General features: G+C 68.5%; 14 protein-coding genes. 4 read left to right on the top strand and 10 right to left on the bottom strand.

Annotated elements, in window-relative coordinates; all coding sequences use genetic code 11:
* Positions 1 to 12 precede the first annotated feature (12 nt).
* Together ACSION_RS01650 and ACSION_RS01645 are read right to left on the bottom strand one after the other, a co-directional pair.
* Positions 13 to 546, bottom strand: coding sequence for a hypothetical protein (locus ACSION_RS01650; RefSeq protein WP_435304568.1), 534 nt, complete (start codon positions 544 to 546; stop codon positions 13 to 15).
* Positions 547 to 607: 61 nt separating this feature from the next.
* The gene (locus ACSION_RS01645) at positions 608 to 1,639 is read right to left on the bottom strand and encodes a class 1 fructose-bisphosphatase (protein WP_435304567.1); all 1,032 of its coding nucleotides are present in this window, start codon (positions 1,637 to 1,639) and stop codon (positions 608 to 610) included.
* Between the two features lie 98 nt (positions 1,640 to 1,737).
* Here ACSION_RS01645 and ACSION_RS01640 point away from each other — a divergent pair, with 98 nt between their 5' ends.
* Positions 1,738 to 2,973 carry an MgtC/SapB family protein gene (locus ACSION_RS01640; protein WP_435304566.1) on the top strand — a complete coding sequence of 412 codons (1,236 nt, stop codon included), beginning with the start codon at positions 1,738 to 1,740 and terminating at the stop codon, positions 2,971 to 2,973.
* 9 nt (positions 2,974 to 2,982) lie between these two features.
* Here ACSION_RS01640 and ACSION_RS01635 read toward each other — a convergent pair whose 3' ends face one another.
* From ACSION_RS01635 to phhA, 7 genes are all read right to left on the bottom strand, one after another.
* A complete protein-coding gene (locus ACSION_RS01635; RefSeq protein ID WP_435304565.1) occupies positions 2,983 to 3,612 on the bottom strand; it encodes a response regulator in 630 nt (209 codons plus the stop codon).
* Complete coding sequence (locus ACSION_RS01630) at positions 3,609 to 4,715, bottom strand: sensor histidine kinase (protein ID WP_435304564.1); 1,107 nt, start codon at positions 4,713 to 4,715, stop codon at positions 3,609 to 3,611. The genes ACSION_RS01635 and ACSION_RS01630 overlap by 4 nt, the downstream gene beginning before the upstream one ends.
* Positions 4,716 to 4,782: 67 nt before the next feature.
* A complete protein-coding gene (gene prpF, locus ACSION_RS01625) occupies positions 4,783 to 5,976 on the bottom strand; it encodes a 2-methylaconitate cis-trans isomerase PrpF (RefSeq protein ID WP_435304563.1) in 1,194 nt (397 codons plus the stop codon).
* 27 nt (positions 5,977 to 6,003) lie between these two features.
* The gene (locus tag ACSION_RS01620; RefSeq protein WP_435304562.1) at positions 6,004 to 6,468 is read right to left on the bottom strand and encodes an SRPBCC family protein; all 465 of its coding nucleotides are present in this window, start codon (positions 6,466 to 6,468) and stop codon (positions 6,004 to 6,006) included.
* A 43-nt stretch (positions 6,469 to 6,511) separates the two neighbouring features.
* Positions 6,512 to 9,127, bottom strand: coding sequence for a Fe/S-dependent 2-methylisocitrate dehydratase AcnD (acnD, locus tag ACSION_RS01615; protein WP_435304561.1), 2,616 nt, complete (start codon positions 9,125 to 9,127; stop codon positions 6,512 to 6,514).
* A gap of 151 nt (positions 9,128 to 9,278) precedes the next feature.
* Positions 9,279 to 9,734, bottom strand: a complete 456-nt coding sequence (gene azu, locus ACSION_RS01610) for an azurin (protein WP_435304560.1) — start codon at positions 9,732 to 9,734, stop codon at positions 9,279 to 9,281.
* 46 nt (positions 9,735 to 9,780) lie between these two features.
* A complete protein-coding gene (phhA, locus tag ACSION_RS01605; protein WP_435304559.1) occupies positions 9,781 to 10,665 on the bottom strand; it encodes a phenylalanine 4-monooxygenase in 885 nt (294 codons plus the stop codon).
* A gap of 129 nt (positions 10,666 to 10,794) precedes the next feature.
* On the opposite strand from phhA, the gene ACSION_RS01600 reads away from it, so the two are divergent.
* From ACSION_RS01600 to ACSION_RS01590, 3 genes are all read left to right on the top strand, one after another.
* Positions 10,795 to 11,277, top strand: a complete 483-nt coding sequence (locus ACSION_RS01600) for an Lrp/AsnC family transcriptional regulator (protein WP_435304558.1) — start codon at positions 10,795 to 10,797, stop codon at positions 11,275 to 11,277.
* Between the two features lie 61 nt (positions 11,278 to 11,338).
* Entirely contained in the window at positions 11,339 to 11,641 is a 303-nt protein-coding gene (locus ACSION_RS01595) for a putative quinol monooxygenase (RefSeq protein ID WP_435304557.1), read from the top strand.
* A gap of 170 nt (positions 11,642 to 11,811) precedes the next feature.
* A complete protein-coding gene (locus tag ACSION_RS01590) occupies positions 11,812 to 12,423 on the top strand; it encodes an HD domain-containing protein (protein WP_435304556.1) in 612 nt (203 codons plus the stop codon).
* A gap of 7 nt (positions 12,424 to 12,430) precedes the next feature.
* Here the strand turns inward: ACSION_RS01590 and ACSION_RS01585 are convergent, their stop codons facing one another.
* Positions 12,431 to 13,465, bottom strand: a complete 1,035-nt coding sequence (locus ACSION_RS01585; protein WP_435304555.1) for a patatin-like phospholipase family protein — start codon at positions 13,463 to 13,465, stop codon at positions 12,431 to 12,433.
* Between the last annotated feature and the right edge of the window lie 31 nt (positions 13,466 to 13,496).

Genomic DNA, 13,496 nt, shown 5'->3' with positions numbered 1-13,496 from the left:
ACATGTTCCCCATCAGGTGGAAGCATTGCCGTTCGAAAGGGCACCCTCTTTCCGGCACGCGCGCAGGATCCTGGGCTCCAGCAATGTTTCCAACGTGCCGCGCTGCTCGGCAAGGATCAGTTCGTCGAACGCCGGGACTTGCGCGTCCGGCCGTTCGATGCTGATCTCGCCATAGGCTTTCAGTGCGCTGCGCACGCCCGCGATCTGGGGAGCGACAGGGTCGGCGCGCTGCCCGGGATGCGCGATCTGCCAGGCGGCGTTGCCATACAGGATCTGCATGAAGAGCATGCCGCCGTAGTACGAGTCCACCGCCAGCTTGGGTTCCAGGAAGTCGCACGCCGTCACCACCATGTCCGGTGTCTCGATGGCCCATTGAAGCAGCCAGGCGCGCATCGGCTTCGCATCCGGGTCTAGCGGAAAGCGCTCCAGGTGGCGCGTGAGTCGCACGAACTTTGCTTCATCGGTTTCGGCAGCGGCTTGGGCGCCGACCATGCCCGGCAGGCAGGCCAGCATGATGATCGCCAATCGCGTCTGCAGTCGCTTCACTCGTGGCTCCCGGCGGAGGGAACGGTCCGCACCAGCGCGATTCTAGCCGTCGCGCTGCCGGTCAGGCCGCCGCCGTGTCGTGCGACAGGTGGTAGCCGACGGCGGCCTCGACTTCCTTCTTCGAACCGAGGAACACCGGCACGCGCTGGTGCAGCTGGGTCGGGCGCAGCGACAGGATGTCCTCGCGGCCGGTGCTGGCGGCGCCGCCGGCCTGCTCGACCAGCAGGCCCATCGGGTTGGCTTCGTACATCAGGCGCAGTTTGCCGGCCTTGCCCGGATCCTTGCGGTCCCACGGATAGATGAAGATGCCGCCGCGGGTCAGGATGCGGTGCACGTCGGCCACCATGCTGGCGATCCAGCGCATGTTGAAGTCCTTGCCGCGCGGACCTTCCTTGCCGGCGAGCAGGTCGTCGACATAGCCCTGCATCGGCGCTTCCCAGTGGCGCTGGTTCGACATGTTGATGGCGAATTCCTTCGTTTCCTCGGGAATGCGCATGTCGCGCTGGGTCATCACGAACGCGCCCTGCTCGCGGTCCAGCGTGAACGCGTGCGTGCCGTTGCCGGTGGTCAGCACCAGCATCGTGCTCGGCCCGTAGATGCAGTAGCCGGCGGCGACCTGGTCGCGGCCGGGCTGCAGGAAGTGTTCGTCGCCCGGCGTCGTCACGCCGTCCGGCGAACGCAGCACCGAGAAGATGGTGCCGACGGAGACGTTGACGTCGATGTTCGAGCTGCCGTCCAGCGGATCGAACAGCAACAGGAAGCCGCCGCGCGGATAGGCGTCCGGGATCGGCTGGCTGTGGTCCATTTCCTCCGATGCGCAGGCCGCCAGGTGGCCGCCCCAGGCGTTCGCTTCCAGCAGGATGTCGTTGCTCAGCACGTCGAGTTTCTTCTGCGCCTCGCCCTGCACGTTGCCGGTGCCGGCGTCGCCCAGCACGCCGCCCAGCGCGCCCTTGCTGACCGCGATGGAGATGCTGGTGCAGGCGCGGGCCACCACCGCGATCAGCTGGCGCAGGTCGGCGCTGATGCGGCCGGCGCGCTGTTCTTCGATCAGGTAGCGGCTCAGCGAGACGGCGGACGGAGCGGGAGCGGGCATGATGGGGTCCACGGCGGAGGTGGCGCGCATTGTCCGGGTTGACGAGACCAATGCAAGACCATTCGAGATACTGGCGGCACTGAACGAGGAAAGACGGGATGGACGAAGCGACCTCGCAGACCTGGCTGGCCCTGTCCTCGGCGCTGGGCCTGGGCCTGCTGATCGGCCTGGTGCGCGAACGCAGCCCCGGCCGTGGCCACCGGATCGCCGGCCTGCGGACCCATGCGCTGGTGGCCCTGGCTGCCGCGGTCGCCGCCTGGCTGGGACTGCCCGTGGTGATGGTGGCGCTGGCCATCACCGGCGTGCTGGCGGCGATGGCTTACCGGGCCACCCACCAGGACGACCCGGGCCTGACCAGCGAGGTGACGCTGGTGCTGACCTTCCTGCTCGGTGCCCTGGCGATGCGCCAGCCCGGCCTGGCGACCGGCCTGGCCGTGGTCGTGGCCGTGCTGCTGTACGCCAAGCAGCCGCTGCATGAACTGACCCGCGAGACCCTGAGCGAGCGCGAGGTCTTCGACGGCCTGCTGCTGCTCGCGTCGGCGCTGGTGATCCTGCCGATCCTGCCGGATCGGCCCATCGGCCCGTACGAAGCGATCAACCTGGCGACGATCTGGAAGCTGGTCGTGCTGGTGATGGCGGTCAGCGCGCTGGGCCACATCGTCCTACGCGTGGTAGGCAACCGCTGGGGCCTGGCGGCGGCGGGTTTCTTCGCCGGTTACGTGTCGTCGACGGCGGCGACGATCGGTTTTGGCCAGCGGGCGAAGGAAACCCCTGCGCTGCTGCGCTCCGCGGTGGCGGCGGCGCTGCTGTCCAATCTCGCCTCGCTGACGTTGTGCGTGCCGATCCTGTGGGCGGTGTCGCCGCCGCTGGTGCGCGACCTGCTGCCGGAGCTGTGCGCGATCGGTGCTGTGTTGCTGGCCGGCGGCCTGCTCGGCTTGCGCGCGGGTCGCGAGGAAACGGTGAGGCCGCCGACGTCGGAAAGCCGCATGTTCCGGTTCGGCCAGGCGCTGGGCTTCGCGTTGCTGGTCGCCGTGCTGACCTTCGTCGCGGCGGCGTTGGCAGCGTGGATCGGTCCACGCGGGGCGATGGCCGCCGCCGCGATGTCGGCGATGGCCGAACTGCACGCCGCCGTGGCCACGCTCGCCAACCAGTTCGCACGCGGTGGCCTGGAGGCGTCGGAAGCGCGCTGGTGGATGCTCGCGCTGCTCGCCGCCAGCCTGATCGCGAAGTCGGTGATCGCCTGGGTCAGCGGTGGCGCGGCGTATGGCATCCGCGTATCCGCCGGGCTGTTGCTCGCCCTGGCCGCAGGCGTGGCGATGGTGGCCGTGTTCTGAGCGAGCGGCTCAGATGATCCGCAGCGTGATCGCCTTCAGCACGGCGCGGGTGCGGTCGCGGGTGCCGAGTTTGTCGAGGATGGTGGAGACGTAGTTCTTCACCGTGCCTTCGGCCAGGAACAGCGTGCGCGCGATTTCCTTGTTCGAGTAACCACCGGCGAGCAGCCGCAGGATCGCGACCTCGCGCTCGCTGAAGGTATCGGTCGGCGCGCCTTCGTCGTGGAAGCGATAGCGCGCGCGCACCGGATCGGTGCTGACCGGCTGCAGCAACGTCTCGCCGCCGGCGACGCGGCGAATGGCGTCGTGCAGGTCTTCCGGGGCGGCGTCCTTCAGCAGGAAGCCCTGTGCGCCGGCGTCGGTCGCGCGCAGCAGCAGGTCGCTGTCGTCGAAGGTGGTCAGCAGCAGCACCGGCGTGCGGTCGCCGCGTTCGCGCAGCTGGATCAACGCGTCGATGCCATCCACGCCCGGCATGCGGATGTCGCTCAGCACCACGTCGACGGGCTGCGCTTCCAGCTTGGCGAGCAGATCGGCGCCGTCGTCGGCTTCGAACACCACATCCACCTGTTGCGCTTTCAACAGGGCACGCAGGCCGGCGCGCACCAGCGCCTGGTCGTCGGCCAGGGCAACGCGCACGCTCATGCGGGCAGCCTCACGTCCACGCGCAGGCCGCCGGTGGCGCTGCTGCCCAGGCGCAGGTCGCCGCCTAGCGCAGCAACGCGTTCCCGGATGCCCGACAGGCCGTTGCCTTCGCGCACGCGGCCCTTCAGCCGGCCGTCGTCTTCGATGTGCAGGTGCATGCCTGCGTCCTCTTTCTGGAGTGAAACCGTCAGGGTGTCCGCATTCGCATGGCGCGCGGCATTGGTGAGGCACTCCTGCACGATGCGCAGCAACGACTCGGCCACCGCCGGGTCGGCGATCTGCACGCCCTCGGCGATGCGCAGGTCCAGTGCCGGCCGCGGCAGCGGCGCCGCCAGCGCCCGGATCGCGGTCTGCAGGTCCAGTCCACGCGAATCGCGCATCGCCTGCACGACGCTGCGGATGTCGTCCAGCAGTTCGGTGGAGAGTTGCTGCGCGATGCGCACTTCCTCGCGCCCCGCCAACACGGGGTCGCTGGCCAGCGCACGCAGGTTGATCTTCATCGCGGTGAGCTTGTGCCCGGCGACGTCGTGCAGTTCGCGCGCCACCCGCAGGCGCTCGGCGTCGCGCGCGCTGTCGGCCAGCAGGGCGCGCGTGGCCAGCAGGTCCGCATTCACCCGCGCCAGGGCGTCACGCGACTCTTCGGAGCGGCGCGCGTAGAAGACGCACAGGCCCGCGAGCGCCTGGAAGCCGATGTTGATCAGCGTCATCGTGCCCGGTGCGCCGAACCCGTGGTGCACCATCAGGAAATAGAACGCCACGTTCAACAGCAGTGCCGACGCGATGATCCAGCGCGGCGACAGCAGGTTCGTCGCGCACGCCACCCAGATCACCAGCAGCACCTGCGCGGTGCCCAGCCGCGGCGTCAGCGAGGCCAGCAGCAGCGAGAGCCCGGCCATCGCGATCAACGCGAACAGCCTGGGCCGATGCCACGGTTCCGGCGCCAGCGCGAACAGGAAGAATCCCGCGGCGTAACCCGCCAGTGCGGCGGCGGCGGCGGGCAGCACGTCCGGCGGCAGGAAGCGCAGGCCCAGGCTCACCGCGCCGAGCGTGAACACGCCGGCGAGCGTCATGGGTTCGCGAAGTCGGGTCAGGGACGTCCACATGCGCCCATGCTGTCGCGTGGGCGCGGCCGAGGCAATGGTCCGGGCGAAAGTGGTGACTTCCGGCAGGTCAGAACGCGTCGCCGGGGACACGCACCGTGCCTTCCATCAGCACACGCGCACTGCGGCTCATCACCGCCTTCGTCACCACCCAGGTGCCCTCCACCTGCTTGACGTCCGCACCGACGCGCAGCGTGCCGGACGGATGGCCGAACACCAGCACGTCGCGCGTGCCGCCGCCTGCCGCCGCATTCACCAGCGTGCCTGGCACGGCCGCCGCCGTGGCGATGGCGACCGAGGCCGTACCCATCATCGCGTGGTGCAGCTTGCCCATCGAGATGGCGCGGGCGAGCAGGCCGACATCGGCGGCGCTGACCGGCTTGCCGCTGGATGAGACGTAATCCTTCGGCGGCGCGACGAACGCCACCTTCGGCGTCAGCGGCCGCTTTGCCGCGGCCGCGACATCGGACACCAGCCCCATGCGCACCGCACCGTGTGCGCGGATCGCTTCGAGCTTCGCCAGCGCGTCTTTATCCTCGTTGATCGCGCCCTGCAGCTCGGTGCCGTCGTAGCCGAGCGCCGCCGCCTCGACGAACACCACCGGCACGCCCGCATTGATCATCGTCGCCTTGAACACGCCCACGCCGGGCACGTCGAGGTCGTCGACCAAGCGGCCGGTGGGAAACATCGCGCCACCGCCGTCGCCATCGCCTTCGTCGGCGGGATCGATGAATTCCAGTTGCACTTCCGCCGCGGGGAACGTCACGCCATCCAGTTCGAAGTCGCCGGTTTCCTGCACCTCGCAATGGCTCACCTGCACGTGCGCCACGATGGTCTTCTGGATGTTGGCCTGCCAGATGCGCACCGTGCACAGACCGTCGCGCGGCACGCGCGCGGGATCGATCATCCCGTTCGCGATCGCGAACGGCCCAACCGCCGACGACAGGTTGCCGCAGTTGCCGCTCCAGTCGATGAAGGCCTCGTTGATCGGCACCTGGCCGTACAGGTAATCCACGTCATGACCGGGCTGCGCGCTCGGCGAAATGATCACCACCTTGCTGGTGCTCGACGTCGCCCCGCCCATGCCGTCGGTGTGCTTGCCGTACGGATCGGGCGAACCGATCACGCGGCACAGCAATGCATCGCGCGCCGGCCCCGGCACCCGCGCCCGTTCGGGCAGGTCCTGCAGGCGGAAGAACACGCCTTTCGACGTGCCGCCGCGCATGTAGGTGGCGGGGATGCGGATCTGGGGGACGTGCGACATGGAAAGGGTTTCCGTTGTGGTGACGGCTCACGCGCCGTCGGGAATCTCGGGTTCGACCAGCTTCGCCAACATCTCCAGCGATTCCTGCCAGCCCTGGTAGCAGAAGTCGACCGGGATCGCGGCGGGAATGCCTTCCTGCACGACGTTGAGCTCGGTGCCGACGATGCTCTTCTTCAGCGTCACCGTGACCTGCATCTGGCCCGGCAGGCCGGGATTGTCGAACTGGTCGGTGTAGCGCAGCCGTTCGCCCTCGACCAGCTCCACGTAGGTGCCACCGAAGGAATGGCTCGAGCCGGTGCCGAAGTTGGTGAACGACATCGTGTAGCCGCCGCCCACGCGGGCGTCCATCGAATGGACCTTGCCGGTGAAGCCATGCGGCGGCAGCCACTTCACCATCGCATCCGGATCGAGGAAGGCGCGGTAGACGCGCGACGGCGGCGCGCGCAGTACGCGGTGCAGGCGGACGGTACCGGGGGTGGCGTTGTCGGACATGATCGGACTCCTGTGCGGTGGGTGTACCGATACGACGAACGGGTCAGGCCGCTTTCGACGCGTCCAGGAAATCCTGGGCGAACCGTTGCAGCACCCCACCCGCTTCGTAGATCGAGACCTCTTCGTCCGAATCCAGCCGGCAGGTCACCTGCACCTGCACGGTCTCGCCGTTCGCGCGGTGGATCACCAGCGTCAGGTCGGCGCGCGGCTTGCGCACGCCCACCACGTCGAAGGTCTCGGTGCCGTCGATGCCGTAGGTCTTGCGCGTCTCGCCGGCCTTGAACTCCAGCGGCAGGACGCCCATGCCGATCAGGTTGGTGCGGTGGATGCGCTCGAAGCCTTCGGCCACGATCGCTTCCACGCCGGCCAGGCGCACGCCTTTCGCCGCCCAGTCGCGCGAGCTGCCTTGGCCATAGTCGGCGCCGGCGATGATCACCAGCGGTTGCTTGCGGTCCATGTAGGTTTCGATGGCTTCCCACATGCGCACCACCTGTCCGTCCGGTTCGATGCGCGCCAGCGAGCCCTTCTTCACTTCGCCATCGACCACCGCCATCTCGTTGACCAGCTGCGGGTTGGCGAAGGTCGCGCGCTGCGCGGTGAGGTGGTCGCCGCGGTGCGTGGCGTAGGAATTGAAGTCTTCTTCCGGCAGGCCCATCTTCGCCAGGTACTCGCCCGCCGCGCTCGAGGCGAGGATCGCGTTCGACGGCGACAGGTGGTCGGTGGTGATGTTGTCGCCCAGCACCGCCAGCGGGCGCATGCCGTGCAGCGTGCGTTCGCCGGCCAGCGCGCCTTCCCAGTACGGCGGACGGCGGATGTAGGTGCTCTGCGGGCGCCAGGCGTACAACGGGTCCACGCGGCCGCCGTGCTCGACGCGCACGTTGAACATCGGCTCGTAGACCTTGCGGAACTGCGCCGGCTTCACGCTGGCCTTCACTACGGCGTCGATTTCCGCGTCGGTGGGCCAGATGTCCTTCAGGGTGATCGCGTTGCCATCGGCGTCGATGCCGAGCGCGTCCTTCTCGATATCGAAGCGCACCGTGCCGGCGATCGCATAGGCGATCACCAGCGGCGGCGAGGCCAGGAAGGCCTGCTTCGCGTAGGGATGGATGCGGCCGTCGAAGTTGCGATTGCCCGACAGCACGGCGGTGGCGTACAGGTCGCGGTCGATGATCTCCTGCTGGATCGCCGGGTCGAGCGCGCCGCTCATGCCGTTGCAGGTCGTGCAGGCGAAGGCGACGATGCCGAAGCCGAGTTTCTCGAGATCCGGCAGCAGGCCGGATTCCTCCAGGTACAGCTGCACGGCCTTCGATCCGGGCGCGAGCGAGCTCTTCACCCACGGCTTGCGCACCAGGCCCTTCGCGTTGGCGTTGCGGGCGAGCAGCGCGGCCGCGATCACGTTGCGCGGATTCGAGGTGTTGGTGCACGAAGTGATCGCGGCGATGATCACCGCGCCGTCTGGCATCAGGCCCTGCGCTTCTTGCGCCCTTCCCGCCTGCAACTTGCCTTCGTCGGCGATGCCGCGCTCAGCCAGCGCGCTGGTCGGCAGGCGCTTGTGCGGATTCGACGGACCGGCCATGTTGCGTACGACGGTGGACAGGTCGAACCGCAGCGTACGCTCGTACTGCGCAGTCTGCAGGTCATCGGCCCACAGGCCGGCGGTCTTCGCATAGGTTTCCACCAACGCGACCTGTTCGTCGCTGCGGCCGGTCAGGCGCAGGTAGTCCAGCGTGTTGTCGTCGATGAAGAACATCGCCGCGGTGGCGCCGTACTCGGGCGCCATGTTGGAGATCGTCGCGCGGTCGCCGATGGTCAGCGCCGCCGCGCCCTCGCCCCGGAATTCGAGGTAGGCGCCGACGACCTTTTCCTTTCGCAGGAACTCGGTCAGCGCCAGCACCACGTCGGTCGCGGTGATGCCGGGCGCGGGCTTGCCCTGCAGTTCCACGCCGACGATGTCCGGCGTGCGCATCCACGAGGCGCGGCCGAGCATGACGTTCTCCGCCTCCAGTCCGCCCACGCCGACGGCGATCACGCCCAAGGCATCGACGTGCGGCGTGTGGCTGTCGGTGCCCACGCAGGTATCGGGGAACGCGACGCCGTCCTGGACGTACACGACCGGCGACATCTTCTCGAGATTGATCTGGTGCATGATCCCGTTGCCCGGCGGGATCACGTCGACGTTCTTGAACGCCAGCTTCGTCCAGTCGATGAAGTGGAAGCGGTCTTCGTTGCGGCGGTCCTCGATGGCGCGGTTCTTCGCGAACGCATCCGGGTCGTAGCCGCCGCACTCCACCGCCAGCGAGTGGTCGACGATCAACTGCACGGGCACCACCGGGTTCACCTGCGCCGGGTCGCCGCCCATGTCGGCGATCGCATCGCGCAGGCCGGCCAGGTCCACCAGCGCGGTCTGGCCGAGGATGTCGTGGCAGACCACGCGCACCGGAAACCACGGGAAATCCAGGTCGCGGCGGCGTTCGACCAGCTGCCGCAGGTAGTCGTCGCGGCGTGCGGGATCCGCGCGGCGCACGATGTTCTCCGCATGCACGCGCGCGGTGTACGGCAGCGTGGCCCAGGCGCCGGGTTGCAGGGCATCGACCGCGGCGCGCGCGTCGAAATAGTCGAGCGCGGTGCCCGGGAGCGAGGTGCGGAAATCGGTATTCATGGCGTGCCGTCTGCTGTGAAGAGGCGCGCGCGGGCGCAGGCCTGGCGCGCCCCACTATGCTACCGGAGGGTGGCGTTATCGACGGGCGACGACGGCCTGTCGTCGGAAAGAAACCGGCGATGCGTTGACGGAGACCATCAACCTACGGCGCTCATTCGAACAGCAGCGTGCCCTTCATCATGTTCCAGTGGCCCGGGAACGAGCAGAAGAACGTGTACGCCCCACTCTTGCGCAGCCGCGCGGTGGGAAACACCACCTCGGCGGTCTGTCCGCCGCCGATCACGCGCGTATGCGCGATCACGCGGGCGTCGTTGCGGGGCAGATAATCGTCGGCGAGTTTCATCCGGCCGCCGGCCAGGCCGACGTCGCGATGATGGCGCGTTTCCGTCAGCACCCAGTTGTGGCCCATCGCCTGCGCGGGCATGCGGCCGACATGCTTCAGCGTCACCCGCAGCTGCGCGCAGTCGCTCGGCACGCGGATGGTCTTCAGGTTGAAGGTCATCATGTCCGTCGCTTCCACCGTGATCGCGCAGTTGCGCGCGAACGCGGCACTGGAGACGGACAGCAGTGCGCAGAGGACGATCAGCGGGAACAGGCGTCGCAGCATGGGGCATCCGAACCGGAGAGGGATGCCCGCGATTGTACGGCGCGGGTCAGACGTCGCCGCCGTCCGCCCAGCCTTCGCCCGTGCCGCGGTGGAACACGCGGTCGTCGGTGCGCACGTCGCCGGCCGGGACGGCGTCCTGCGCGTCCAGCCGCGCATAGATCGGCGTGAAGTCCGGCGCGGTGGCGTTCATCAGCTGCTCGAAGCTGTCGATCACGAAGTAGGTCTTCTGGAACGTATCGATGCGGTAGCGCGTGCGCATGATCCGCTCCAGGTCGAAGCCGATGCGGTTGGGCGCGTCCGATTCCAGCGAGTACAGCGACTCGCCCTTCGACGAGACGATGCCGGCGCCGTAGATGCGCAAACCATCGGGCGTATCGATCAGGCCGAACTCCACCGTGTACCAGTACAAGCGCGTCAGGTGCTGCAGCGCATCCGGTCCGATGCCGTGCGCCTTCACGCCGCCCTTGCCGTACGCCTCCATGTAGTCGGCGAACACCGGGTTCATCAGCAGCGGCACGTGGCCGAACAGGTCGTGGAAGAGGTCCGGTTCGGCGATGTAGTCGATCTGGTCCGGGCGGCGGATCCACCAGGTCACCGGGAAGCGGCGGTTCGCGAGGTGGTCGAAGAACTCCAGCTCCGGCAACAGCCCTTCCACGCCGACCAGCGTCCAGCCGGTGGTGGCGCGCAGCACCTCGTTGAGGTCGTCGAAGCGGGGGATGCGGTCCGGCGCCATGCCCATGGCGTCCTGTGCCTGCAGGAACTCGTCGCAGGCCCGGCCCACCAGCAGGGCGCGCTGGCGTTCGTACAGGGTGCCCCAGGTCGCATGGTCGTCGGCCGGGTACTCGGCCGGCTGGTCGACGATGGCGGTGGTGTAGACCGGCACGTAGCCCTTGTCGGTCTGCTGGTGCTCGACGCGGCGCGGCTCGTTCATGGGGCTCCCCGGAAAATCGCTGTGATCCGACGATCCTAGCGGCAGATCCGCGCAACAGGCTTGCGAAGTTGCGCCCATACCGACCAATGGCGCAATGAAATTGCATGAATGCGCTAGGATTCGCACGAAATGACCGAAGCCGCCGCCCTCGACCGCACCGACCTGCGCCTGCTGGCCCTGCTGCAGCGCGAAGGCCGGGCCACCAACGCCGACATCGCCGCCCAGGTGAACCTGTCGCCTTCGGCCTGCCTGCGCCGCGTCCAGCGGCTCGAGGCGACCGGGGTGATCGCCGGTTATGCCGCGCGGGTCGACCCCAAGGCGGTGGGCCTGGGCCTGCAGGCCTTCGTGCGCGTGCAGCTGGAGCGGCACGACCCGGCCAGCGTCCAGCAGTTCGGCGATCGCGTGCAGGCCTGGGACGAGGTGGTCGCCTGCTACGCGCTCACCGGCGACATGGACTACCTGCTGCACGTGGTGGTGCAGGACCTGGAGCACTTCTCCCGCTTCCTGCTCGACAACCTGCTCAACGCCAGCGGCGTGGCCGACGTGAACTCCAGCTTCGTGCTGCGCGCGGTGAAGACCGACGGCGGCCTGCCGTTGTTGCCCAGGACCTGACGCGGACGATCCCTGTCCGCGACGCGTGCTACAACGCGCGCAAATTCCACGAGGACCCGCCATGTACGGACTGATCGGCAAGATGCGCGCGACGCCGGGCCAGCGCGATGCGCTGCTCGCGATCCTGCTGGAAGGCACCGACGCCATGCCCGGATGCCTGAGCTATGTCATCGCGCGGGATCCCGCCGACGCGGACGCGATCTGGATCACCGAGGTCTGGACCGATGCCGCGAGCCACAAGGCCTCGCTCTCGCTGCCGGCCGTGCAGCAGGCCATCGCGAAAGCGCGGCCGATGATCGCCGGATTCGACAGCCACATCGAGACCGTGCCGGTCGGCGGGCAGGGGTTGCCGACGTCCTGGTAGGAGCGACGTAGGTCGCGACCGCACGCCCACCCGGTCACGACATCATGAAGGTCGATGATACCGAGGGGATGCGGTGCGGCCGTCCTGTGCGGATCAAGGCGTTCACTTCGTACGGTCGCGACTTGCGTCGCTCCTACAATGGGGGCACCGCTCACGGTTGGACAACATCCATGGATAGCCTCTTCCCTTCCTGGCAACGCGCCTGGGCCGGCATCGGCGCGGCGGGCGAGGGCGAAGCGGTGTTCGCGCAGCTGACAGCGGCGTATGCGGAACCACAACGCCACTACCACACGCTGCAGCACCTGGGCGAATGCCTGGCGCTGTTCGATGATGCGCGCGCCTTGGCGGCGCACCCGGCCGAGGTCGAGCTCGCGCTGTGGTTCCACGATGCGATCTACGACATCAAGGGCCATGACAACGAACAGCGCAGCGCCGACTGGGCGCGCGACGCATTGCGTGATGCGGGTGCGCCGACCGATGCGGCGCAGCGTGTGCACGACCTGGTGATGGCGACGCGGCATACCGCGGTGCCGTCGGGACGCGACGAGCAGCTGCTGGTCGATATCGACCTGTCGATCCTCGGTGCGGCGCGTGCGCGCTTCGACGAGTACGAGCAGCAGATCCGCAAGGAATATGCGTACGTGCCGGGCTTCCTGTTCCGGCGCAAGCGGCGCGAGATCCTGAAGGGCTTCCTGGATCGGCCGGCGATCTACAGCACGCCGCATTTCCACGACGCGCTGGAGGCGAGGGCACGCGACAACCTGCGTCGCGTGACCGGCTGACCGTCGCTTATTGCTTCACCGGTTGACCGGCGGCATCGCACTTCACGTCGCGGCCGAACAGCTTGCCCAGGCGCGAGGGTTCTTCCAGGCAACGCGGGTCCGGCTTCGGCGGCGCGTGCTTGGCCGCATGCGCCGCGGTGCGCGTGCGCTGCAGTTCGGCGAGCTTGGCCTTGATCTGCGGCATCGCCGCCAGTGCGGCGCGTTCGCCTTCGAGGATGGCCGTGTTCTTCTGTTCGAAATCGGCCGGGCCGATGTCGTTGACCTTCGGGCGGATGACGATGTCCGCGCGCGCCAGTTCCTGTTCGCCCAGGCGCTGGCCCATGATGCTGATCGACTGGTTGACGATGCCCAGCATGCTGCCGGGCTTTGTGCCGGGCGCCTTGGTCGAGATGTCCACGGCGATGACGAAGTCAGCGCCCAGCTGGCGCGCGGCATCCACCGGCACCGGGCTCACCACGCCGCCGTCGACGTAGCTGGCCTTGCCGATCACCACCGGTTCGAACACGCCCGGGATGCTGCTCGATGCGCGCACCGCCTGGCCCGTGTTGCCGCGCACGAAGACGGTACGTTCGCCGTTCTCCAACTGCGTGGACACGGCGGCGAACGGCTTCTTCAATTGCTGGATGGTGCGCTTGCCGACCAGGTCGTTGACGTAGTCCTGCAGCTTCTGGCCCTGCACGAGGCCGCCGGAGAACAGACGCACGTCGCGGATCTTCGCTTCGTCCAGCGCGAAGGCCTGCGTCTGCATCTGGAACGGGTCCATGCCGCTGGCGTACAGCGCACCGACGACGCTGCCGGCACTGGTGCCGGAGACGACGACCGGCTCGATGCCGTTGGCCTCCAGCATCTTGATCACGCCGATGTGCGCGAAGCCTTTCGCCGCGCCGCCGCCGAGCGCGATGCCGACCTTGACCTTCGGCGCGGGGGGCGCCGGCTTCACCACCGCCGGCGGCGGCGTGGGTCTGACGTTGTCGCCGCCGCATGCGGCCAGCAGGAGGGGAGCGAGCAGCAGGGCAGGGAGGACGCGAAGGGCAGGGCGCATGGACGGGGGGTGGACGGGACCGGTGCGCAGG

Source organism: Pseudoxanthomonas sp. LjRoot125 (assembly GCF_964252705.1).
Classification (GTDB): domain Bacteria; phylum Pseudomonadota; class Gammaproteobacteria; order Xanthomonadales; family Xanthomonadaceae; genus Pseudoxanthomonas_A.
This window is presented reverse-complemented; position numbering and strand designations above follow the sequence as displayed.